Here is a 21,896-nt window from a genome sequence, read left to right as displayed (position 1 = left end):
CCTCCGCCCTTTCCTGATGGAGTGGCAGGCCCCCGCCATCGTGCTGGAGGCCCGCCCGCATGGCGAGGGCGGCGCCATCGTCGAGCTGCTGACCGAGGAACACGGCCGCCATGCCGGGCTGGCGCATGGCGGCGCCTCGCGCGCCCAGGCCGGGCTGTGGCAGCGGGGCAACCTGGTCGAGGCGCGCTGGACCGGGCGCCAGGCCGAGCATCTCGGCGCGCTGCGCGGCGAGATGGTGCATCCGACCGCGGCGCTGGCGCTCGACGAGCGGCTGACGCTGGCGCTCCTCAACGCCGCCTGCGCCCTGGCCCTCGACGCCCTGCCCGAGCGCGAACCGCAGCCGCGGGTCTTCTCGGGACTGCTGGCGCTGATGGCCGGTCTCGGCCGCGGCGCGCCGGCGCTGCTGGCGGATTACGTGCGCTACGAGGCGCTGCTGCTGGAAAGCCTGGGCTTCGCCCTCGACCTCTCCGCCTGCGCCGTCACCGGCAGCCGCGACGACCTGACCCATGTCTCGCCGCGCACCGGCCGCGCCGTCAGCCGCGCCGCCGCCGAGCCCTATCGCGACCGGCTGCTGCCGCTGCCGCTGTTCCTGCAGGGCGGCCAGGACGAGCGCGACCCGGCGGAATGGCTGAAGGGTCTGGCCCTGACCGGCCATTTCCTGGCGCGCGACCTGTTCGGCGGGCGGCACCGCCCGGTCCCGGCGGCGCGGAGCCGGCTGGTCGACCGCGTCGCCAACCTCATTCCCGGAGCCCCGGCATGACCGAGCCGGTGCTGCCCGACCTGCTGGTGCCGGGGCTGCGGCTGGTCTTCTGCGGCTCGGCCCCCGGCGCCGTCTCGGCGGCGCGGCGGGCCTATTACGCGCATCCCGGCAACCGCTTCTGGCGCATCCTGTTCGAGGCCGGGCTGACGCCGCGGCAGCTGCGACCGGCCGAATATCCCGAGCTGCTGCGCCACGGCATCGGCCTGACCGACATGGCCAAGCACGCCTTCGGCAATGACGACCAGCTGCCCAAGGGCGCCTATGACCCGGCCGGCTTCGCGGCGCGGGTGCGCGCGGTGCGGCCGGCGGCGCTGGCCTTCACCGCCAAGGCGCCGGCCGCCGCCTTCCTCGGCCGGCCGACCGGCAGCCTGGCCTATGGCCGGGCCGAGGCGCCGCCGGATTTCCCGCCGGTCTGGGTGCTGCCCTCGACCAGCGGCCAGGCCAGCCGCTTCTGGGATGCCCGCCCCTGGCTGGCGCTCGGCGCCTGGTTCCGCGGTGATTCTCTTCCGGCTTCCCCCGAGGTGCGTCCATGAGCGACCAGGCCCCCGATCCCGACAGCGCCGAATACCGGGCGCTGGCCGAGCGCTGGTTCGGCCGGCATGCGACGATCGGCGAGGCCGAGCACCGCGCGCTCTGCCGCGCGCTGACGCGCCGTCCGCTCAGCCACGACACCAACGAGGCCTTCGCCGAGCGCCTGTCCTTCGGCGACCGCATCGCCGACCGCGTCGCCAGCTTCGGCGGCAGCTGGACCTTCATCCTGATCTGCGTCGGCGTGCTGCTGATCTGGGTGGGAATGAATGCCGTGCTGCTGACACGGCCCTTCGACCCCTATCCCTTCGTCTTCCTGAACCTGCTGCTGTCGATGGTCGCCGCGCTGCAGGCGCCGATCATCATGATGAGCCAGAACCGCCAGAGCGCGAAGGACCGGCTGGTGGCGGCGCATGACTACGAGGTCAATCTGAAGGCGGAGATCGAGATCATGGCGCTGCACGAGAAGCTCGACCGGATGCGGATCGAGGGGCTGCATGCCCAGCTCGAGGCGCAGCAGGCGATTCTGGCCGAGCTGAAGGACGAGCTGGCCCGGCTGCGGTCACCGCGCTAGGCGCGGCGCCCGGCGGCCGTTCAGCGAGATCGTCGTCAGGCGGTGGACACCCGACACTCAAAACGCGCAATAATTTCCTCAAAATAATGTAAAATCTTGAATAAATAAAAATACCTTCTGAAGAAAAAGCGCGAAAACTGGCAAAACGTCTCGATTTATAATTGGTTAATATTGCTTTTTGGCAATATTCTTCCCGGGTCCGCCGACACGGGATCCGAAACGCCATGGCCTATGGACGCCTCGATGCCGCCGCCCAGCCCTTCCTCGCCCGGAAGGAACCCGCGGCCGGCCGCATCCTGTTCCCCGCCCCGCGGCCCGGCGGCCCGTCGCAGCTGCGCCAGTTCTGCCAGTTCCTGGCCGGGCGCCGGGAGCAGCCCTTCGCCGACCAGGCCGCGCTGCAGGCCTGGTCGATCGGCGACTTCCGCGGCTTCTGGGGGGAATTCCTCGCCTGGTCGGGGCTGCGCCACAGCGGCGATGCCCTGCCGGTCTGCGCCGGCGAGGCGATCGAGACCGCGTGCTTCTTCCCGCGCCTGCGCCTGAACGTCGCCGACAACCTGCTCTCCCCCGCCTTCGACGATGCCCTGCCGGCGCTGATCTCGCTGCCGCAGGGCGGCACCGCGCAGCGCCTGTCCCGCGGCGCGCTGCGCGACCGCGTGGAGCGCGTCGCCGGCGGGCTGCGCCGCCTCGGCATCGGCCCCGGCGACCGGCTGGCCATGGTCAGCCGCAACGGCGCGGAAGCGGTGGTGGTCTTCCTGGCCGCCGCCGCCCTCGGCGCCAGCCTGTCCACGGCGGCGCCCGAGATGGGGGCGGAGGCGGTGATCGACCGCTTCGGCCAGATCGAGCCGAGCCTGCTCCTCGCCAGCCTGGCGCCGCGCCCCTTCGACACCGGCCTGCCGCTGCCCGAGCGCATCGCCCGCATCGCGGCGGCGCTGCCCTCGTTGCGCGGCATCGTCGCGCTGGACGAGGGCGCCACCGGCGGTTTCGCCCTGCCCGCCACGACCCTGGCGGAAATGCTGGAAGGCGCGCCGCTGCTGCAGGCGGACTGGCCGCAGCTGCCCTTCGACCAGCCGCTGGTGATCATGTTCACCTCCGGCACCACGGGGCGGCCGAAATGCATCCTGCACGGCGCCGGCGGCGCGCTGCTGGAGCATCTGAAGGAACACCGGCTGCATGCCGATCTGCGGCCCGGCGACCGGCTGTTCTTCCAGACCTCCTGCGCCTGGATGATGTGGAACTGGCAGATCTCGGCGCTGGCCAGCGGCGCCGCCATCCTGGCCTATGACGGGCCGGTCGCGGCGCCCACCCTCTGGGACATCGTCGCTGCGGAGAAGGTCACGGTCTTCGGCACCAGCCCGCCCTATCTGCGGCTGTCGGCCAATGCCGGGCTGGTGCCGGCGGCGAGCCATGCGCTGCAGGATCTGCGGCTGGTGCTCTCCACCGGCTCGATCCTGCAGGACGACCAGTTCGCCTGGGTCTGGGACTGCGTGAAGCCCGTGCCGCTGCATTCCATTTCCGGCGGCACCGACATCCTGGGCTGCTTCGTGCTGGGCGGGCCGGACCTGCCGGTGCGCGCCGGCGAAAGCCCCTGCGCCAGCCTCGCCATGGACATCCGCGCCGAGGGCGCGACGCCGGATGCCCCGGTCGGCGAGCTGGTCTGCGCCACCCCCTTCCCCTCCCGCCCGCTGGGCTTCCTGAACGATCCGGACGGCGCGCGCTTCCACCGGGCCTATTTCGCGCAGAACGAAGGGCTTTGGACCCAGGGCGACCGGGTGGCGATCGGGCCGACGGGCGGCATCCGGCTGCATGGCCGCTCCGACGGGGTGCTGAACATCCGCGGCATCCGCGTCGGTCCCGCCGAGATCTACCGCCTGCTGGCCGGCTGGCCGGAGCTCGCCGGCGTCATGGCGGTGGAGCAGCGCGCCCCGGCCGAATTCGCCGAGGGCCGGCTGCTGCTGCTGGTGGTGCTGCGGCCCGGGGTCTCGCTGACCTCGGCGCTGACTGGGCGCATCCGCCGCGTGCTGGCGCGCGAGGCCTCGGCCGCGCATGTGCCGGCGCTGATCCTGCCGGTCGCGGCCCTGCCGCTGACCAGCAGCGGCAAGCAGTCCGAGGCGGCGGTGACCGACCTGGTCAATGGCCTCGCCCCGCGCAACCTCGGCGCGCTGGCCAATCCGGACTGCCTGGAGGAGCTCCGCGCCCATCCGGCGCTGCGGCCGCGCGCCGCCACCGGCAGCGCCGCGCCGCTGGATCAGGAGCCGGAGGAAGTCCTGCGCGCCGTCTGGAGCGAGATCTTCGGCATGGCGGAGATCGACCCGGAGGACGATTTCTTCGAGCTGGGCGGCAGCTCGCTGATGGCGGCGCGGCTGTTCTCCGAGCTGCAGCGGCTGACCGGGATCGACCTGCCGGCCACCCTGCTGCTGCAGGGCGCCCGCTTCCGCGACCTGGCCGCGGCGCTCGGCGCGCCGCTGCCCGAGGGCCCGCGCCAGGTGGTGCATCTGCAGCGCGGCGAGGGCCGGCCGCTCTTCATGATCCACAGCCTGTCCGGCGCGGTGCTCGACCTGGCGCCGCTGCAGAAGGCGCTGGCCAGCCGGCGTCCCCTGGTCGGCATCCAGGCGCGCGGGCTGCAGGCCGGGCAGCCGCCGCACAGCTGCATCGTCGCCATGGCGCGCGACTACCTCGCGCTGATCCGCCAGGTGCAGCCGGAGGGGCCCTACACGCTGGGCGGCCATTCCTTCGGCGGCATGGTCGCCTTCGAGATCGCCCGGCAATTGCGCGCCGAGGGCGAGGCGGTCGACCAGGTGCTGATGATCGACACGCTGGTGCATGCGCGCTTCCTGCCCGGGCGGCAATGGCTGCGCTACCGCCTGATGCGGCCGCTGCGCCATCTGCAGGGGGTGCTGCGCCGCCCGCCGGCGGAGCGGCTCGGCTATCTGGTCGACAAGGGCCGGGTGATGCTGGACCGGCTGCGCATCCGGCTGGGCCGGGCGCCGCTGCGGCCGGACCTGGCCGGGGCGCAGATCGGCGACGCCCATCTGCCGCCGGCGCTGCGCGCGGTGCGCGGCGCGGCGCTGACCGCCTTCACTCACTACAAGCCGGGCGCCTATGACGGGAGGCTGGTCTTCATCCGCGCCGGCCTGGCCGGGGAATTCGACCCCGAGCCGGTCTGGCGCCGGATCGGCGGCGGCCGGCTGGTGGTGCTGGAGGCGCCCGGCGACCATCTGAGCATGATCACCGAGCCGCATGTCCAGGCGGTCGCCCGCCATTTCGACGCCTGCCTGGCCTGACGAAAGGGGGGCAGCGGCGCCGCCCCCCCGGCATCACACGACGCCGAAGACGCTGAGTCCGGTATAGGCGCCGAGAAGGACGATCGCGACGCTGCTGACCGCGAGCAGCGCGTTGAAGGCCGAGCCGCCGCGGATCGCCGGATCGGTCTCGGTCTGCCGCAGGTGCCAGACGGCGACGACGGCGGCCAGCAGGAAGACGCCGGTGGCCGCCCCGCCGATCTGGATCATCAGCACCGGCGAGCGGACGAAGAGATAGGCCAGGCCCCAGACCAGCGGCAGGCCGATGGTGAAGCCGCGGATCCAGCGCAGCCGCTGCGCCGGGTCGTGCCAGTCCAGCATGCCCATCACCGCGAAGAGGTTGACGTACATCCGCGACCAGCTCGGCACCGCCGCCCAGAGCGTGGAGCCGAGCACCGCGATGGCGCCAAGCAGGAACAGGATGCCGGCCCAGTCGCCCAGCGTGTCGGTGTACATGCGCGACAGGGCGGTGATCATCTCGTTGCCCTGCGGCACCAGGCCCTGCGGGTTCAGCACGGCGGCGCCCATCAGGAAGAAGGCCAGCGTGCCGAAGGTGTAGATGCACCAGGAGACGAAGGCGTCCTTGTACATCACGCCGATCCAGCCCTGCGCCCGGCGCTTCCAGGCCGCCGAGCCGTCATTCGGGCCGACATGCCGGGCATAGCCCTTCTCGACGCACCAGTAGGTGTAGAAGGTCAGCTCGTCGGCGCCGACCCCGGTGATGCCGAACATGGCGATGGCGGCGCCGATGGCGCCGGCCGGGATGGTGAAGGCCAGGCCGGTGGCGATATCGTCCATGCCATAGGCATAGGGGGTGAAGGGCAGGCCGAGGGCGATCGCGATGGTGACCAGCGAGAAGACCACGACCAGCGCCGTCGCCCCCTTCTCGATCAGGCTGTAGCTGTTCGACCAGAGCAGGGCGATGCTGCCGACCGCGACGATCACCGTCCAGACGGTGATCGAGGTCGTCTCCATCGGCGGCCCGCCGAGCGGCAGCAGGATCGAGCAGGCGATGGCGACGCCGCCGATCACGCCGCCCATCTGCAGCAGCTTCGACAGCGCCATCAGCGCCCAGAGCAGGTTGATCCAGCCCACCCCGGCGACATGCGGGCCGAGCTTGTTGTAGCCGGTCAGCGCCGGCTGGCCGGTGGAGATGGTCCAGCGCGCCAGCTCGACCTGCACCGCCACCTTCACGAAGGTGGAGAAGATCACCATCCAGAGCAGCGCGAAGCCGGCCTTGGCGCCGAGCGTGGTGGTGGCGATCAGCTCGCCCGAGCCGACGATCGAGGCGCTGAGGATCAGCCCCGGCCCCAGATGCTTCAGCGACGCGCCCCAGCCGGTCGGCGCCTCCTGCACGGCGGCAGGGTCGAGGTGATAGGGATCGTCGTGACGCGCGGCGCTGGCGCTCATGCGCGGCTCCTTCCTGGATCGCTGTTTCCCGGTGGCCATCCCTGCCTTCCTGGGCGGGACAGCTCTGCTTGTGCGGGCAACTTGCGGTCCAGGGCGCGGGGCGTCGATCCTGTGCGACCGGCGCTCCCGGAATCGTGTGGCGTGGGCGTGGCGGCTGGCATCGCCGGAAGTTCATGCTATGTTCAGGGGTAGAAGCAAGCCAGCGCTGGCATTGGCGGCCCGGCTGCGCTAGCCCCCGCAGGTGCCCCCGGCCCGTCCCGGCCGCCGACGGCGCCGACGCCCTCTTCAGTCGACTGCAGCGGAGTGCCCATGCCCGACGACATCAACACGCTTCCCGAAGGCGGGGCGGTGAAGCCGACCAACCTGTCGGCGGCGCTGTCGGAGCGCTACCTGGCCTATGCCATGTCGACCATCACGGCGCGCTCGCTGCCGGATGTGCGCGACGGGCTGAAGCCGGTGCACCGCCGCCTGCTCTGGGCGATGCACCAGCTGCGCCTCGACCCCACCGCTGGCTTCAAGAAATGCGCCCGCATCGTCGGCGACGTCATGGGCAAGTACCACCCGCATGGCGATTCCTCGATCTACGAGGCCATGGTGCGGATGGCCCAGGAATTCGCCGCCCGCTACACGCTGGTCGAGGGCCAGGGCAATTTCGGCAATATCGACGGCGATAACGCCGCGGCCATGCGCTACACCGAGGCGCGGCTGACCGAGATCGCCCGCGCCATGCTGGAAGGCATCGACGAGGACGCCGTCGATTTCCGCGCCACCTATGACGGCGAGGAGCAGGAGCCGATCGTCCTGCCCGCCGCCTTCCCGAACCTGCTGGCCAATGGCGCGGCCGGCATCGCGGTCGGCATGGCGACCTCGATCCCGCCGCACAATGCCGGCGAGCTCTGCGCCGCCGCCCTCGAGCTGATCCGCAACCCGGCGGCCGAGGTCGCCGACCTGCTGCGCCACGTCCCCGGCCCCGACTTCCCGACCGGCGGGTTGCTGGTCGAAAGCCCCGAGGCGGTGCGCGAGGCCTATGTCACCGGCCGCGGCGGCTTCCGCATCCGCGCCCGCTGGGAGCGCGAGGCGCTGAAGAACGGCGCCTGGCAGGTCGTCGTCACCGAGATCCCCTACCAGGTCGCCAAGTCCCGCCTGATCGAGCAGATCGCCCAGCTGATGGAGGAGAAGAAGCTCCCGCTGCTGGCCGATGTCCGCGACGAGAGCACCGATGTCGTCCGCATCGTGCTGGAGCCGAAGAGCCGCACCGTCGAGCCCGCCGTGCTGATGGAGACGCTGTTCCGCGCGACCCCGCTGGAATCGCGCTTCTCGCTGAACATGAACGTGCTGGATGCCAGCCGCACCCCGCGCGTCATGGGGCTGAAGGAGGTGCTGCGCAGCTGGCTAGACCACCGGCACGAGGTGCTGGTCCGCCGCAGCAACTACCGCCTGGCCGCCATCGCCCGGCGCCTCGAGATCCTCGAGGGCTATCTGATCGTCTATCTCAACCTCGACGCGGTGATCCGCATCATCCGCGAGGAGGACCACCCGAAGCCGGCGCTGATCGCCGCCTTCGAGCTGACCGACACCCAGGCGGAAGCCATCCTCAACATGCGGCTGCGCGCGCTGCGCAAGCTGGAGGAGATGGAGATCCGCAAGGAGCACAAGAAGCTCACCGCCGAGCAGAAGTCGCTGCAGGCGCTGCTGGGCAGCGAGACCAAGCGCTGGAACCGCATCGCCGAGGAGGTCGAGGCCACCCGCGCCCGCTTCGGCGAGGAGACCGCGATCGGCCGCCGCCGCACCACCATCGACGCGGCGCCCGCCACCGTGGTGATCGACGAGCGCGCCTTCGTCGAGCGCGAGCCGATCACCGTCATCCTGTCGGAAAAGGGCTGGATCCGCGCGGTGAAGGGCCACCAGCCGCCGGAGACCGAGCACAAGTTCAAGGAAGGCGACAAGCTGCGCATCGCGCTGCACGCCGAGACCACCGACCGGCTCTGCCTCTTCGCCACCAACGGCAAGTGCTTCACCCTGAAGGCCGACACCCTGCCGCGCGGCCGCGGCGACGGCCAGCCGCTGCGCCTGATGGTCGACCTGACCAACGAGGACGAGGTCGTCACCCTCTTCGTCTGGAAGGAGGCGAAGAAGTTCCTGGTCGCCGCCAGCGACGGCCGCGGCTTCATCGTCAAGTCCGACGACCTGCTGGCCGAGAAGCGCACCGGCAAGCAGGTGCTGCTGGTCGACAGCCCGACCGAGGCCGCCCGGCTGATCCCGGTCGAGGGCGATTCGGTCGCCATCATCGGCGAGAACCGCAAGCTGCTGGTCTTCCCGCTGGAACAGGTGCCGGAAATGGTGCGCGGCCGCGGCGTCGCCCTACAGGGCTACAAGGATGGCGGCCTGGCCGATGTGAAGACCTTCACCGGCACCGAGGGCCTCAGCTGGAAGATCGGCGACCGGGTGCGGCTGGAAACCGACCTGACCACCTGGCGCGGCAACCGCGCCGGCGCCGGCAAGCAGCCGCCGAACGGCTTCCCGCGCTCGAACCGCTTCGGGGCGTAGCAGGGATCAGAACCAGGGGAAGGCATTCCCCTGGATTTTTCTGTCGGATTGCCCTGTCCATGGGGCCACGAGGGACGAAGCAGCCCGGCGACGGCGCGACCTTCGGGGTTGCGTGGCGGCGCCGCCTGGAATGGCAGGCTCAGCCGACCAGCGCGCCGTCCAGGGCGGCCGTCAGCGCGGCCGAATCCGGCTCGACATTGCTCGGGAAGGCCTGCAGCAGCCGCCCGTCCCGCGCCACCAGATACTTGAAGAAGTTCCAGCGCGGCGCCGTGCTGCGCGCCGCCGCCCAGGCGAAGAAGGGGTGCGCCTGCGGCCCCTTCACATGGCAGGGCGCCGCCATCGGGAAGGCGACGCCGAAGGTGTTCTCACAGAAATCCTTGATGGCGTTGCGGTCGGCGGCTTCCTGGTTGAAGTCGTTCGACGGCACGCCCAGCACCAGCAGCCCGCGCGGGCCGTAGCGCTCGTGCAGCGCCTGCAGGCCGGCGAACTGCCGGGCGAAGCCGCAGAAGCTGGCGGTGTTGATCACCAGCACCGGCTTGCCGCGCCAGGTGCCCAGGTCGATCTCGCCGCCCTCGATGCTCTCGAAGCGGAAGCCGTGGCCGCCGGCCTCGGCGGGTGCAGCGGCAGCCGGCAGCGGGGCGGCAGCCAGCAAGGGGGCGGCGGCCAGCAGGCCGCGGCGGGTGAGCTCAGCCATAACGTTCCTCCATCCAGGGATCGCCGCGGTCGTGGTAGCCGCGCTCTTCCCAGAAGCCGGGCGCGTTCTTCGCCAGGAAGCTGATGCGGCGCACCCATTTGGTGCTCTTCCACAGGTAGAGATGCGGCACCAGCACGCGCAAGGGGCCGCCATGCTGCCGGCTCAGCGGCGCGCCGTCCCAGGAATGCGCCAGCAGGTTCTCGGGCCGCGCGAAATCCTCCAGCGTCAGGTTGGTGGTGTAGCCGTCATGCGCCTCGAAGCGGACGAAGCGCGCCCCGGGCTTCAGCCGGGCGAGGTCCAGGATCGCCGCCACCGGCACGCCCTGCCAGCGGTTGTCGTAGCGCGACCATTGCGTGACGCAGTGGATGTCGTTCAGCCGCTCTTCCTGCGGCAGGTCCTGCAGCCAGGCCCAGTCGAGGGTGACCGGGTTCTCCACCAGCCCGTCCAAAGTCAGGCGGAATTTTTCCTGTGTCACCTCCGGCTGGATGCCGAGATCGAGCACCGGCCAGTCGGTGACCAGCCGCTGCCCGGGCGGCAGGCGCTGTTCCGGCGGCGCGGCCTGGCCGGTCAGCAGCCGGCCCTCCCGCGCCCAGGCCTGCTTGGTCTCGACCAGTTTTTTCCGGATACCCGGAGGGGCGTCGTCCTGGGGCATGCTGTGGTCCTCTCACCCTGGATAGGTGACGGGGCGGCGGCGGGATGCAAGCCTGGGCCGGCCTCGTTCGGGAGTCCTGCCATGCGCCGCCGCCTGCTGTCTTGTGTCTTCCTGCTGCTGGCCGGCCCGGCGCTGGCGCAGGATGTCGTCTCCGCCCCCGGCGCCCTCGCCTCGGTCCGCGCCCCCGTCCGCGCCGAGCGGCAGATGGTCGCCGCCGCGCATCCGCTGGCCGCCGAGGCCGGGCTGGCCGTGCTGCGCCGCGGCGGCAGCGCCGTCGATGCGGCGGTGGCGATCCAGGCGGTGCTGACCCTGGTCGAGCCGCAGAGCTCGGGCATCGGCGGCGGCGCCCTGATGCTGCACTGGAACCGGGCGGCGGCACGGCTCGACGCCTGGGACGGGCGCGAGACGGCACCGGCCGCCGCCACCCCTGCCCTGTTCCTGCGCCCCGACGGCACGCCGCTGCCCTTCTACGAGGCCGTGGTGTCGGGCCGCAGCGTCGGCGTGCCCGGCGTGCTGCCGATGCTGGAGGCCGCGCACCGGGTCGAGGGCCGGCTGCCCTGGGCGGAGCTCTTCGCCGATGCGATCCGCCTGGCCGAGGAAGGCTTCCCCGTCTCGCCGCGCCTGGCCGGGCTGATCGCCGCCGAGGCCGGGCGGCTGCGCCAGGATGCGACCGCCGCCGCCTATTTCCTGGCGCCCGACGGCGCGCCCTGGCCGGCCGGGCACCGGCTGCGCAACCCGGCCCTGGCGGCGACGCTGCGGCAGGTGGCGGCGGAGGGCGCGAAGGCGCTGCAGCAGGGGCCGCTGGCCGCCGCCATCGTCGCCGCCGTGGCCCGGCATGGCGGCGCCGGCAATGGCATGACCGAGGCCGACCTCGCCGGCTATGTCGCCAAGCGCCGTGCTGCCCTCTGCGCGCCCTACCGGGTCTGGCGGGTCTGCGGCTTTCCGCCGCCTTCCTCGGGCGGTGTCGCCATGGCGCAGATCCTCGGCATCCTCGAGCACTTCCCGATGCCGCGCCTGGCACCCGACGGGCCGGAGGCGGCGCATCTGCTGGTCGAGGCCGGCCGCCTGGCCTTCGCCGACCGCAACCTCTATCTGGCCGATGCCGATGTGACGCCGGTGCCGGTCGCCGGGCTGATCGAGGAGTCCTATCTCACGCTCCGCGCCCAGCTGGTGGACCGCGACCGCGCCAACCCCGCGCCGCGGGCGGGCAATCCGCGCTGGCGCCAGGTCACCCTGGCGCCGCAGCCCGAGCAGCCGGAGCACGGCACCAGCCATCTCTCGGTGATCGACGCCGCCGGCAATGCCGTCAGCATGACCACCACGGTCGAGGATGCCTTCGGCGCCCGGCTGATGGTCGGCGGCTTCCTGCTGAACAACCAGCTGACCGACTTCTCCTTCCGGCCGGAGCTCGACGGGCGCCCGGTCGCCAACCGGGTCGAGGGCGGCAAGCGGCCCCGCTCCTCGATGGCGCCCAGCCTGGTCTTCGATGGCGAGGGGCGGCTGGCGGCGGCGGTCGGCTCGCCGGGCGGCGCGCGCATCATCGGCTATGTGGCGCAGACGCTGGTCGGGCTGCTCGACTGGGGGCTGGACCCGCAGGCGGCGGTGTCGCTGCGCCGCGTCGGCACGCTGGGCGGCGCCGCCGAGCTGGAGAGTGACGCCCTGGCCGGCGAGCTGCAGGCGCGCGGCCATCGGGTCGAGGTGAAGCCGATGCCTTCCGGCCTGCAGGCAATCCGGGTGACGCCGCAGGGCCTGCTCGGCGGCGCCGACCCGCGGCGCGAGGGCGTCGCCATCGGCGACTGACACAAAAAAGGGCGCGCCCCGCAGGACGCGCCCCTTCGATGATGCCCGTCGGACCGGGCCGGCGCTCAGTGCTTCGGGCCGGAGCCCAGGGCGCGCAGATCGGCGATGGTGGCGCGGTTGGTGATCTGCTCCGGATTGGTGCGGATCTCGATCACCGCCGGCTTGCCGCTGGCCACCGCGCGCTGGAAGGCGGGCACCAGCTCGCCATCCTGCTCGACCGTCTCGCCATGGCCGCCGAAGCTCTCGATGAACTTGGCGAAGTCCGGGTTGGTCAGCCGGGTGCCGGAGACGCGGCCCGGATAGGCGCGCTCCTGGTACATGCGGATGGTGCCGTACATGCCGTTGTTGAACACCAGCACCACCGGCGCGACGCCGGCCTGGAAGGCGGTCGCGATCTCCTGGCCCGTCATCAGGAAGCCGCCATCGCCGACCAGGCCGATCACGGTGCGCTCGGGGAAGCTGATCTTGGCGCCGATCGCGGCGGGCACGGCATAGCCCATGGCGCCGTTGGTCGGGCCGAGGAACTCCTGCTGCTCGGTCGGATGCATGAAGCGGTTCGGCCAGGTGGCGAAATTGCCGGCGTCGCAGGTGAAGATGGTGTCCGCCGGCAGGATTTTCTCGAGCGCCTGCAGCTCGCGCGCCAGGTTCAGCGGGCCGGCATAGTCCGGGGCCTCGGCCTGCTTGACGCGGGCGGCGTGGACCTCCTGGGTCCAGGCCGACCAGCGCGGCTTGCCGGCGGGGGCCGCGACCTTGGCCAGCGCCTCGGCGAAGGCATTCACCTCGGCGGTGATGCCCAGCGCCGGGCGATAGACGCGGCCGATCTCGGCCTGGTCGGGATGGATGTGGACGATCTTCTGCCCGCCCTGCCCGGCCATGTCGAACAGGGTATAGCCCTGGCTGACCGGCTCGCCGATGCGGGTGCCGATGGCCAGGATCAGGTCGGCCTGCTTCGCCTTGGCGATCAGCCCGGCATCGGCGCCGACGCCGAGATCGCCGGCATAATTCGGCAGGGTGCAGTCGAACAGGCTCTGGCGGCGGAAGGCGACCGAGACCGGCAGGTCGCGCGCCACGCAGAAGTCACGGACGATGCGGCGCGTCTCGGCGGTCCAGCGCGAGCCGCCGAGGACGACCAGCGGACGCTCGGCCGCATCCAGCAGCGCCACCATCTCGTCCAGCGCCGCCGGAGAGGGATAGGCGGCCGACACCTTGGCCGGGCCGATATCGGGGACGGCGACGCGGACCTTCTGCATCTCCTCGGAGATGGCGATCACCACCGGGCCGGGGCGGCCGCTGGTCGCGACGTCGAAGGCATGCGCCATCAGCTCGGGGATGCGGGCGGCATCGTCGATCTGCGTCACCCACTTGGCGACCGAGCCGAACATCCGGCGATAGTCGACCTCCTGGAAGGTCTCGCGATCGGTCTCGGCGAAGGGGATCTGGCCGACGATCAGCACCATCGGCGTGCTGTCCTGCATCGCCACATGCACGCCGATCGCGGCATGGCAGGCGCCGGGGCCGCGGGTGACCAGCGCCACGCCCGGGCGGCCGGTCAGCTTGCCATGCGCCTCGGCCATGTTCACCGCCCCCGCCTCGAAGCGGCAGGTGGTCAGGTTGATCTTGTCGGCATTGGCATAGAGGCCGTCGAGCAGGTCCAGATAGGATTCGCCAGGCACGCAGAAGGCGTGCGTGACGCCCTGGGCCACCAGCGCATCCGCCAGGAGCTGCCCGCCGGTGCGGGTCGCGGTGCTCATCCCATCCATCTTCAACGTTTCCCTACGGCAAGTCATCGGACAACCGGGGGGCAAGCTAGCCGAGCCGGCCGGACAGGGCTACTGGGCCGGCGGGGAATTCACGCCCCCGGCTTTGCCCCTTGCCGCCACCGCCGGGGCTGGCGCAGAAACGCCCCGACAGCCAGGAGCAGAACCCCATGCGCGCCATCTTCGTCATGATCAAATGCGAGATGGGCTCGGCCTATGCCGTGGCCCGCGAGATGGCCGACACCATCCCCGAGCTGTCGGAGATGCATTCCACCTCCGGCCAGTATGACCTGCTCGGCAAGTTCTACCTGGAACCCGACCAGGATATCGGCCTGTTCGTGGTCGAGCGGGTGCAGACCGTCGCCGGCGTCAAGGACACCTATACGCTGCAGACCTTCAACGCCTTCTCCGGCCCGCGCGGCTGAGCAGGCCGGCGGGGCGACAGCCGCTCTGCCACAGTTGATGGCGAAACGAGGCAGCGGCGCCCCATTGCGCCATTGTAATGCCTTACGGCGGGGACAGAATCGGTCGCATAGGAAGGAGATGCCCCCCCGATGCGACCCATCCTCCCCGCTTTCGCCCTCGCCGCCGCGCTGGTGCTCGGCGGCTGCCAGAATCCGGACGGCTCGACCGACTGGGGCAGCACGGTGGCGCTGGGCGCCGGCGCGGCGCTGGTGACCGGCCTCGCCGTCGCCGCCGCGCAGGACAACAATGACCGCCATTACCGCCGCCCGCCGCGCCGGGACTATGGCTACGGCTATGGCCGGGGTGGCGGCGGCTATTACGGCCGGCCGCAATACGGGCATGGCTACGGGCGCCGCTGGTAGGCCGGCCGCCGCCACCGCCCCTCGGGGACGGCGGCGGCGAACCTGAAGGGCTGGCCGGGGGGACCGGCCAGCCGGGCAGCGGGCCTGACGGGCCGGGCGGCAGCCCGACCGGGGGAGCCCGGGCGCCGCGGGGGAACGGTCCCGGCAGGCAGTCCCGCCGCTGGACCGCAGTTTAGACCAGGCTCCGGCGTGCCGCTGTGCATCCCGTCTCGAACTCTTGTCGAAATGCCGCTGGGCAAGGCCACCGGGACGGCCGCGCCCGGCGCCGCCGGCCGGCCGGCGTTAGTGCCGCGTGACACGCCGGCCGCCGTGGCACCCCTTGCCGCCTCCCGCCCCGGATGCGATTGTCCGCGCCGTCGCGCGGCCAGCCTGCGCCGAGCCGATCGCCCCTGGCCCCGAGCCCGCGGCGGCCGCCTTGGCGGCCGGGCCGGCAGCCAGCAAAAACTGTCCAGACGAGGACCGGCATGGCCAAGATCAAAGTGAAGACCCCCGTCGTCGAGCTCGACGGCGACGAGATGACCCGCATCATCTGGGGGTTCATCAAGGACAAGCTGATCAATCCCTACCTGGACATCGACCTGAAGTACTACGACCTCGGCGTCGAGTACCGTGACCAGACCGACGACCAGGTCACCGTCGATGCGGCGCACGCGATCAAGCAGTATGGCGTGGGCGTGAAGTGCGCCACCATCACCCCGGACGAGGCGCGGGTGAAGGAATTCAACCTGAAGAAGATGTGGAAGTCGCCGAACGGCACGATCCGCAACATCCTCGACGGCACCATCTTCCGCGAGCCGATCATCTGCTCGAACGTGCCGCGCCTGGTGCCGCACTGGTCGAAGCCGATCGTCGTCGGCCGCCATGCCTATGGCGACATCTACCGCGCCGTCGAGATGAAGGTGCCGGGCGCCGGCACCGTCAAGATGACCTATACCGCCGCCGACGGCACCACCCAGGAAATCGGCCAGTTCGATTTCAAGGGTCCGGGTGCGGCGATGATGCAGCACAACCTGAACGCCTCGATCGAGGGCTTCGCCCGCGCCTCGTTCAACTACGGGCTGGCGCGCAACTACTCGGTGTACTTCTCGCACAAGAACACGATCCTGAAGGCCTATGACGGCAACTTCAAGGACATCTTCCGAGCGATCTTCGACGCCGAGTTCAAGGCCGAGTTCGACAAGCGCGGCCTGGTCTATGAGGACCGCCTGATCGACGACATGGTCGCCTCCGCCCTGAAGTGGGAAGGCGGCTATATCTGGGCCTGCAAGAACTACGATGGCGACGTGCAGTCCGACATCGTCGCGCAGGGCTTCGGCTCGCTCGGCCTGATGACCTCGGTCCTGCTCTCCCCGGATGGCAACACGGTCGAGTCCGAGGCCGCGCACGGCACGGTGACCCGCCACTACCGCGAGCACCAGAAGGGTCGCGAGACCTCGACCAACCCGATCGCCTCGATCTTCGCCTGGACCCGCGGCCTCGCCTATCGCGGCAAGTTCGACGGCACCCAGGACGTGGTCGACTTCGCCAACGCGCTCGAGCAGGTCTGCATCGAGACGGTGGAGAGCGGCCACATGACCAAGGACCTGGCCGTGCTGATCGGCAAGGACCAGCCCTGGCTGAACACCCAGAACTTCCTCGCCAAGCTGGACGAGAACCTGAAGAAGAAGATGGCTTAATCTTCTACTTGCTGCTGGCGCCCGATGGGCGCCGGCGATGAGCTTCAAAGGGGCCCTCCGGGGCCCCTTTTCTTTTCGTCACCTGGCGCCCGGCTGCTCGCTGCCCCTGCCGCGCGGCGCTATCCTGCGCCGCATGCTGCTGCCCCTCTCCCCGCTCGACGGACTGGCCCTGGCCGTCTTCCTCGCCTGCTGGATCGGCTATGCCGCGGTGGTCGACCGCGTGCCCCGCATCCATGCGCGCAGCGTCATCGCCGCCATGGACCAGCATCGCCGCCGCTGGATGCGCGCGGTGCCGTACCGGGAGAACCGGATCGCCGATATCAGCATCATCGGCAACCTGATGACCTCGACCTCCTTCCTGGCCAATACCAGCATCTTCATCCTGGGCGCGCTGGTGGCCATGCTGGGCTCGCCGGAGCTCGGCAGCCGCATCTTCGGCGCCGTGCCCTTCGCCGAGGTGCCGCAGGACAGCGTCGCCTGGGAGATGCGGATCTTCCTGCTGATCCTGATCTTCGTGCGCGCCTTCTTCGAGCTGACCTGGGCGCTGCGCCAGTTCAACTACTGCAGCATCTGCGTCGGCGGCCTGCCGGAGGGCGCGGCGGGCGAGCCGGCCGCGGCCATCGCCGCCGAGGTCGCCAACCGGGCGGCGCGGCATTTCAACACTGGGCTGCGCGCCTATTATTTCGGCCTCGCCGCGCTGGCCTGGATCCTGCACCCGGTGGCGCTGATCATCGCCTCACTGCTGGTGCTGCGCGAATTGCACCGGCGCGAGTTCCGCTCCGTCGTGCGCGATGCCCTGGCCCTGCCGAACCAGGGATGACCGCGCATTCGTGACGGCCCCCTGCCCTGCGCGCGCCACAAGCCGCTGCTAGGACCGGGCCATCCAGAGAGGCCCCGGAGCAAAGCCATGCCGCAGACCGTCCATCGCCTGACCGCAGGCTTGCTCACCGCCGCGCTGCTGTCCGGACCCGCCCTGGCGGCGCCGCTGCGCGACGCGGCCAGCGGCCTGGCCGTCAATCCGCCGCCCGGCTACGAGGCCAGCGTGATGCCGGCCAGCGCGCCGCAGCAGGCGCGCTTCCAGGTCAAGAAGCCCGAGGACCAGGACACCGGCTGCCAGGTCGCCTTCACGCCGGCGCCGCAGAATGCCCAGCTCAGCCAGGCGCAGATCAATGCGCTGACCGCCAGCCCGGGCTGGCAGGAGATCGCCCGGAAGACGCTGACCAGCACGATCTACGACGTGGTCTCGGCCGAGCGCTTCGACCATGACGCGGCGACGATCGGCTTCGCCATGACCGCCGACTTCAAGCCCGATCCGCGCCTGCCGCCCCGCTCGCGCGAGATCCGCTCCTTCTTCGTCATCCTGGAGACGCCGAAGGGCCGCACCACCACGGTCTGCGTCGGGGAGAAAGCCTCCTTCGCGACGCGCCAGGCGGAATTCATGGCGGTCGCGCGCGGCGCCACCCCGCCGCGCTGATCAGGCGGCGTTGGGGTCGCCCGGCGCGGTCTCGAAAGCCAGGCCGACCAGGGCGAGGATGCGCAGGCCGCGGGCGTCGGGGCGCAGCACCACGGCGCCCTGCTCCTCCATATAGGCCAGCACGCGCCGGGCGCGGCCGACCGAGCGGGTGCCATAGGCCTGGGCAATGGTCGCATCCGAGGGACAGGGCAGCCGCTCCAGCGCGGCGCGGGCGACCAGCAGATAGACGCCCTGCACATCCTCGGGCAGCGTCGCGGCGCGGGCCTCGATGGCGCGCCAATCCTCGCCCTCGGCCGCCTCGGCGCTGATGCCGGCGCGCGCCACCGCCAGCATGCGGCGGAAGGCCGGGATCTCCGGCGGCTTGCCCGGCACCGCATGGATGCGCAGCCGCACCAGGAAGTCCTGGTAGAGCACGCTGACGCTGCGGAAGGCGGCCTCCGGCTCCGACAGCACCTGCTGCAGGATTTTTTCGAGTTGCCGCTTGCGGGCGGCGCGCTCCTCCGGCGTCGGCTCCGGCGCGGGGGGCGCCGCGATAACGGCCGGCCGCGCCTGGGCGAGCTGGGCCAGGATGTCGGGCGCCGGCATCGGCGGCGGGCGGCGCGGCGGCAGGCGCAGGGGCTCGGGCGCGGTGGCGGCGGCCATCACCAGGTCGCGGGCCTCCTCGGGCGCGGTCTGCGGCAGCGGCAACAGGCGGGGATTGCTGCCGCGCGATTCGGTCTCGACCGCGCCGATGCGGATGGCGAGCGGGCGGCGCGACAGGGCCGGGCCGAGCGCCACGAAGCTGCCGCGCGGCAGGTCGCGGAACATCTCGGCCTGGCGGCGCTCCATGCCCAGCAGGTCGGCGGCGCGCGCCATGTCGATATCGAGGAAGGTGCGGCCCATCAGGAAGTTGGAGGCCTCGGCAGCGACGTTCTTGGCCAGCTTGGCCAGGCGCTGGGTGGCGATGACGCCGGCCAGCCCGCGCTTGCGGCCGCGCGACATCAGGTTGGCCATGGCGCCGAGCGAGGCGCGGCGGGCCTCGTCCGAGACCTCGCCGGCGGCGGCGGGGGCGAAGAGCTGCGCCTCGTCCACCACCACCAGCATCGGCGACCAGTGGTCGCGCTCGGCATCGAACAGCCCGCCCAGGAAGGCGGCGGCGTGGCGCATCTGGCCATCCGCATCCAGCCCCTCGAGGTTGAGCACCACCGAGACGCGGTGGGTGCGCACCCGGTCGGCAGCGCGCTGCAGCGCGGCCTCGTTGTGCTCGGCGGCGTCGATGACGAGGTGGCCGAAGCGGTCGGCGAGCGTCACGAAATCGCCCTCGGGGTCGATCACCGCCTGCTGCACCCAGGGGGCCGACTGCTCCAGCAGGCGACGCAGCAGATGCGACTTGCCCGAGCCGGAATTGCCCTGCACCAGGAGACGGGTGGCCAGCAGCTCCTCCAGGTCGAGCAGACCGGGCTGCCCGCTGGTGGTCTCGCCCATCTCGATGCCGACCGTCATTCCGCGCTCCTGTTCGGGGGGCGGAGCTATAGAACAATCGGGCCAGGGGCGACACCGCGCCGGGCGCAGGCGGCCATGCGCAAACGGCACGATGATGCGCCGGCGCGCCGCTCAGGCAGTGGCGGCGCGATGTCCCGGGCTGGCCAGGCGCGCGGGCAGGCGCAGGGTGCCGAGGGCGACGCCGCCGAGGACCAGGGCCATGGCGACGGCGTGGTAGGCGTGCAGGCTCTCGCCCAGCAGGGTGGCGCCGAGGACCAGGGCATAGGCCGGCACCAGGTACATGGCCATGCTGGCCCGCGCCGCGCCGAAGGTCTGGACGCAGCGGGCGAAGAGGCCATAGGCGCCGATCCCGGCGACGAGCCCGAGGAAGAGCATCCCCCAGAAGGCCTGGGCGCCCAGATGCGGCACGCCGCGATGGCCCCATTCGAGCAGCACCGCCGGGACCAGGAAGAGCGCGCCGCCCGCCGCCACGGCCCAGAGCAGCAGCAGCGGCGGCAGGGCCACGGGGCGGTGGCGCAGCAGCGCGGTATAGCCGGCCCAGGCGAGGATGGCGCAGAGCATCAGCGCATCGCCCGGGTTGAACTCGAAGCGCAGCAGCGCCGCCATGTCACCGCGGAAGGCGGCGACCAGCACGCCGGCAAACGAAAGGGAAATGCCGGCGAGCATGGCGGGGCGCAGGGCGATGCCCCAGACCAGCCGCTCTATGATGGCGACCAGCAGCGGGGTGAGCGCAGCGATGAGGGCGATGTTGCCGGCGGAGGTATAGGCGGCGGCGCCATACTGGGGCGCCACGCTGACGACGCCGCCGAGCAGGACCAGCAGCAGCAGCAGCCCGGCCGGAACGGTGCGCAGGACGCCCTGGCGCAGCAGCGGCCAGACGACCGGCAGCAGCAGCAGCGCGGCGACGGTCCAGCGTCCAAAGGCCAGGGTGACGGGCGGCACCGAGCCGGAGAGCCAGCGGGCGGCCACCATGTTGCTGGCGAAGAAGAGCGGGGCGCAGAGGAAGAGGCAGACGGGCAGCCAGCGGGTGGTGAGGCGCATCGGCCTGCTCTCCGGGTTTCTATCGGAGAGCTTAGGTCGATTGGGTCAGAGGTTCTTACCGAAGTTGCGGCCAGGATTTCGCCGCGTCAGAAGAATTTTCCGCCTTCATTCGATTCATCGGAGAATATTGCTGATGAATGGCGGGGTCCGGGGGGATCCTATCCCCCCGGCGGGGGTTTGGGGGCGGAGCCCCCATGCTGTCTTACTGGACTTCGCGGGTCGCCCAGGTGATCCAGGGCATCAGGCGGCGGAGGTTTTCCGCTTCGACGGTCGCCCCGCCCCAGATGCGCAGGCCCGGGGGTGCGTCGCGGTAGGGCGCGGTATCGAGCCCCGCCCCTTCCTGTTCCAGGAGCTTCGCGATCTTCCTGCTGACCTCGGCCTGCGCCTTGGCGTCCAGCGCCGTGAACCAGGGTGCCACCAGCTTCAGGGTGATGGAGGTGGGCGAGCGATGGCGCGCCTCCCCGGCCAGGAAGGCGTAGTCGGATTGCGTCGCGACCCAGTCGGCGATGATGGCCAGGTTGGCTTCGGTGCGGGCGATCAGGCCCTTGAGGCCGCCCACCGATTCCGCCCAGCGCAGCCCGTCGATGGCGTCCTCGACGCAGAGCATGGAAGGGGTGTTGATGGTGTCGCCCTCGAAGATGCCTTCGATCAGCCTGCCGCCCTTGGTCATGCGGAAGATCTTCGGCAGTGGCCAGGCGGGGGTGTAGGATTCGAGGCGGGCGACGGCGCGGGGCGAGAGGGCGAGCATGCCGTGGCCGGCCTCGCCCCCCAGCGCCTTCTGCCAGGACCAGGTCACCACATCCAGCTTCGCCCAGTCGAGTTCCATGGCGAAGGCGGCCGAGGTCGCGTCGCAGATGGTCAGCCCCTCGCGGTCGGCGGCGATCCAACCGGCATCCGCCAGGCGCACGCCGGAGGTGGTGCCGTTCCAGACGAAGACGGCGTCACGCTTGGGGTCGGCCTGGGCCAGGTCGGGGATGCCGCCGTAGGGCGCCTGGATCAGGCGGACATCGGGCAGCGGCAGCTGCCTGGTGATGTCATTGGCCCATTCGGCGGAGAAGCTCTCCCAGGCCAGCACGTCGACGCCGCGGGGCCCCAGCAGCGACCACAGCGCCATCTCCACCGCGCCGGTGTCGGAGGCGGGGACGATGCCGAGCCGCCAGCCCTCCGGCATGCCGAGCACCGCCTTGCTGCGCGCGATGACCTCGGCGAGGCGGGCCTTCGGCGCCGGCGCGCGGTGGCTGCGGCCGAGCAGCGCGCCCTCCAGGGCCGAGAGCGACCAGCCCGGACGCTTGGCGCAGGGGCCGGAGGAGAAGCAGGGGTTTTCCGGCAGGCTGGCAGGCTTCGGATTGGCCATGGCGAGGGCTCCAGTCGGTCG

At 71.4% G+C, this 21,896-nt stretch carries 18 protein-coding genes; 11 read left to right on the top strand and 7 right to left on the bottom strand.

Annotated features, from left to right (window positions below; genetic code table 11):
• Nucleotides 1-16: 16 nt before the first annotated feature.
• The 4 genes from recO (at nt 17) to WFI16_RS05400 (ending at nt 5,143) form a co-directional block, all read left to right on the top strand.
• Nucleotides 17-760, top strand: coding sequence for a DNA repair protein RecO (recO, locus tag WFI16_RS05415; RefSeq protein WP_419896766.1), 744 nt, complete (start codon nt 17-19; stop codon nt 758-760).
• Nucleotides 757-1,293 carry a mismatch-specific DNA-glycosylase gene (locus WFI16_RS05410; RefSeq protein WP_419896765.1) on the top strand — a complete coding sequence of 179 codons (537 nt, stop codon included), beginning with the start codon at nt 757-759 and terminating at the stop codon, nt 1,291-1,293. The genes recO and WFI16_RS05410 overlap by 4 nt, the downstream gene beginning before the upstream one ends.
• Nucleotides 1,290-1,862, top strand: a complete 573-nt coding sequence (locus WFI16_RS05405) for a DUF1003 domain-containing protein (RefSeq protein ID WP_419896764.1) — start codon at nt 1,290-1,292, stop codon at nt 1,860-1,862. The genes WFI16_RS05410 and WFI16_RS05405 overlap by 4 nt, the downstream gene beginning before the upstream one ends.
• Nucleotides 1,863-2,086: 224 nt before the next feature.
• Nucleotides 2,087-5,143: an acetoacetate--CoA ligase gene (locus WFI16_RS05400; protein WP_419896763.1), complete on the top strand. Its 3,057-nt coding sequence runs from the start codon at nt 2,087-2,089 to the stop codon at nt 5,141-5,143.
• A 33-nt stretch (nt 5,144-5,176) separates the two neighbouring features.
• On the opposite strand, the gene WFI16_RS05395 is transcribed toward WFI16_RS05400, so the two are convergent.
• Nucleotides 5,177-6,571, bottom strand: a complete 1,395-nt coding sequence (locus WFI16_RS05395) for an Nramp family divalent metal transporter (RefSeq protein WP_419896762.1) — start codon at nt 6,569-6,571, stop codon at nt 5,177-5,179.
• A gap of 309 nt (nt 6,572-6,880) precedes the next feature.
• Between WFI16_RS05395 and parC the strand changes: the two genes are divergently transcribed.
• A complete protein-coding gene (gene parC, locus WFI16_RS05390) occupies nt 6,881-9,118 on the top strand; it encodes a DNA topoisomerase IV subunit A (protein ID WP_419896761.1) in 2,238 nt (745 codons plus the stop codon).
• A gap of 139 nt (nt 9,119-9,257) precedes the next feature.
• Here parC and WFI16_RS05385 read toward each other — a convergent pair whose 3' ends face one another.
• Nucleotides 9,258-9,812: a glutathione peroxidase gene (locus WFI16_RS05385; protein WP_419896760.1), complete on the bottom strand. Its 555-nt coding sequence runs from the start codon at nt 9,810-9,812 to the stop codon at nt 9,258-9,260.
• Entirely contained in the window at nt 9,805-10,464 is a 660-nt protein-coding gene (locus WFI16_RS05380; RefSeq protein ID WP_419896759.1) for a sulfite oxidase-like oxidoreductase, read from the bottom strand. The genes WFI16_RS05385 and WFI16_RS05380 overlap by 8 nt, the downstream gene beginning before the upstream one ends.
• A gap of 81 nt (nt 10,465-10,545) precedes the next feature.
• On the opposite strand from WFI16_RS05380, the gene ggt reads away from it, so the two are divergent.
• Nucleotides 10,546-12,264 carry a gamma-glutamyltransferase gene (ggt, locus tag WFI16_RS05375; protein ID WP_419896758.1) on the top strand — a complete coding sequence of 573 codons (1,719 nt, stop codon included), beginning with the start codon at nt 10,546-10,548 and terminating at the stop codon, nt 12,262-12,264.
• A gap of 65 nt (nt 12,265-12,329) precedes the next feature.
• Here ggt and WFI16_RS05370 read toward each other — a convergent pair whose 3' ends face one another.
• Nucleotides 12,330-14,015 carry a thiamine pyrophosphate-dependent enzyme gene (locus WFI16_RS05370; protein ID WP_419896757.1) on the bottom strand — a complete coding sequence of 562 codons (1,686 nt, stop codon included), beginning with the start codon at nt 14,013-14,015 and terminating at the stop codon, nt 12,330-12,332.
• 176 nt (nt 14,016-14,191) lie between these two features.
• Here WFI16_RS05370 and WFI16_RS05365 point away from each other — a divergent pair, with 176 nt between their 5' ends.
• The 5 genes from WFI16_RS05365 (at nt 14,192) to WFI16_RS05345 (ending at nt 17,998) form a co-directional block, all read left to right on the top strand.
• Nucleotides 14,192-14,446, top strand: coding sequence for an Lrp/AsnC ligand binding domain-containing protein (locus WFI16_RS05365; RefSeq protein WP_419896756.1), 255 nt, complete (start codon nt 14,192-14,194; stop codon nt 14,444-14,446).
• Between the two features lie 129 nt (nt 14,447-14,575).
• Nucleotides 14,576-14,848 carry a hypothetical protein gene (locus WFI16_RS05360; protein WP_419896755.1) on the top strand — a complete coding sequence of 91 codons (273 nt, stop codon included), beginning with the start codon at nt 14,576-14,578 and terminating at the stop codon, nt 14,846-14,848.
• A 464-nt stretch (nt 14,849-15,312) separates the two neighbouring features.
• Nucleotides 15,313-16,524, top strand: a complete 1,212-nt coding sequence (locus tag WFI16_RS05355; protein WP_419896754.1) for an NADP-dependent isocitrate dehydrogenase — start codon at nt 15,313-15,315, stop codon at nt 16,522-16,524.
• 133 nt (nt 16,525-16,657) lie between these two features.
• Complete coding sequence (locus WFI16_RS05350) at nt 16,658-17,344, top strand: DUF599 domain-containing protein (protein WP_419896753.1); 687 nt, start codon at nt 16,658-16,660, stop codon at nt 17,342-17,344.
• 87 nt (nt 17,345-17,431) lie between these two features.
• A complete protein-coding gene (locus WFI16_RS05345; protein WP_419896752.1) occupies nt 17,432-17,998 on the top strand; it encodes a hypothetical protein in 567 nt (188 codons plus the stop codon).
• On the opposite strand, the gene WFI16_RS05340 is transcribed toward WFI16_RS05345, so the two are convergent.
• From WFI16_RS05340 to WFI16_RS05330, 3 genes are all read right to left on the bottom strand, one after another.
• The gene (locus WFI16_RS05340) at nt 17,999-19,480 is read right to left on the bottom strand and encodes an ATP-binding protein (protein ID WP_419896751.1); all 1,482 of its coding nucleotides are present in this window, start codon (nt 19,478-19,480) and stop codon (nt 17,999-18,001) included.
• A 111-nt stretch (nt 19,481-19,591) separates the two neighbouring features.
• Nucleotides 19,592-20,521: a DMT family transporter gene (locus tag WFI16_RS05335; RefSeq protein ID WP_419896750.1), complete on the bottom strand. Its 930-nt coding sequence runs from the start codon at nt 20,519-20,521 to the stop codon at nt 19,592-19,594.
• A 202-nt stretch (nt 20,522-20,723) separates the two neighbouring features.
• Nucleotides 20,724-21,875, bottom strand: coding sequence for a phosphoserine transaminase (locus tag WFI16_RS05330; RefSeq protein ID WP_419896749.1), 1,152 nt, complete (start codon nt 21,873-21,875; stop codon nt 20,724-20,726).
• Nucleotides 21,876-21,896 lie beyond the last annotated feature (21 nt).

Source organism: Roseomonas sp. USHLN139 (genome assembly GCF_037145735.1).
Lineage (GTDB): Bacteria > Pseudomonadota > Alphaproteobacteria > Acetobacterales > Acetobacteraceae > Pseudoroseomonas.
The sequence above is the reverse complement of the archived record's forward strand: the minus strand, read 5'-3'. Positions and strand labels throughout refer to the sequence as shown.

What these genes read in the sequence shown, in the direction of transcription:
- WFI16_RS05370 (WP_419896757.1), bottom strand. Translation starts at nt 14,015, where the DNA reads ATGAGCACCGCGACCCGCACCGGCGGGCAGCTCCTGGCGGATGCGCTG.
- WFI16_RS05385 (WP_419896760.1), bottom strand. Translation starts at nt 9,812, where the DNA reads ATGGCTGAGCTCACCCGCCGCGGCCTGCTGGCCGCCGCCCCCTTGCTG.
- WFI16_RS05350 (WP_419896753.1), top strand. Translation starts at nt 16,658, where the DNA reads ATGCTGCTGCCCCTCTCCCCGCTCGACGGACTGGCCCTGGCCGTCTTC.
- WFI16_RS05365 (WP_419896756.1), top strand. Translation starts at nt 14,192, where the DNA reads ATGCGCGCCATCTTCGTCATGATCAAATGCGAGATGGGCTCGGCCTAT.
- recO (WP_419896766.1), top strand. Translation starts at nt 17, where the DNA reads ATGGAGTGGCAGGCCCCCGCCATCGTGCTGGAGGCCCGCCCGCATGGC.
- WFI16_RS05405 (WP_419896764.1), top strand. Translation starts at nt 1,290, where the DNA reads ATGAGCGACCAGGCCCCCGATCCCGACAGCGCCGAATACCGGGCGCTG.
- WFI16_RS05340 (WP_419896751.1), bottom strand. Translation starts at nt 19,480, where the DNA reads ATGACGGTCGGCATCGAGATGGGCGAGACCACCAGCGGGCAGCCCGGT.
- WFI16_RS05395 (WP_419896762.1), bottom strand. Translation starts at nt 6,571, where the DNA reads ATGAGCGCCAGCGCCGCGCGTCACGACGATCCCTATCACCTCGACCCT.
- WFI16_RS05410 (WP_419896765.1), top strand. Translation starts at nt 757, where the DNA reads ATGACCGAGCCGGTGCTGCCCGACCTGCTGGTGCCGGGGCTGCGGCTG.
- parC (WP_419896761.1), top strand. Translation starts at nt 6,881, where the DNA reads ATGCCCGACGACATCAACACGCTTCCCGAAGGCGGGGCGGTGAAGCCG.
- WFI16_RS05345 (WP_419896752.1), top strand. Translation starts at nt 17,432, where the DNA reads ATGCCGCAGACCGTCCATCGCCTGACCGCAGGCTTGCTCACCGCCGCG.
- WFI16_RS05335 (WP_419896750.1), bottom strand. Translation starts at nt 20,521, where the DNA reads ATGCGCCTCACCACCCGCTGGCTGCCCGTCTGCCTCTTCCTCTGCGCC.
- WFI16_RS05355 (WP_419896754.1), top strand. Translation starts at nt 15,313, where the DNA reads ATGGCCAAGATCAAAGTGAAGACCCCCGTCGTCGAGCTCGACGGCGAC.
- WFI16_RS05330 (WP_419896749.1), bottom strand. Translation starts at nt 21,875, where the DNA reads ATGGCCAATCCGAAGCCTGCCAGCCTGCCGGAAAACCCCTGCTTCTCC.
- WFI16_RS05380 (WP_419896759.1), bottom strand. Translation starts at nt 10,464, where the DNA reads ATGCCCCAGGACGACGCCCCTCCGGGTATCCGGAAAAAACTGGTCGAG.
- WFI16_RS05360 (WP_419896755.1), top strand. Translation starts at nt 14,576, where the DNA reads ATGCGACCCATCCTCCCCGCTTTCGCCCTCGCCGCCGCGCTGGTGCTC.
- ggt (WP_419896758.1), top strand. Translation starts at nt 10,546, where the DNA reads ATGCGCCGCCGCCTGCTGTCTTGTGTCTTCCTGCTGCTGGCCGGCCCG.
- WFI16_RS05400 (WP_419896763.1), top strand. Translation starts at nt 2,087, where the DNA reads ATGGCCTATGGACGCCTCGATGCCGCCGCCCAGCCCTTCCTCGCCCGG.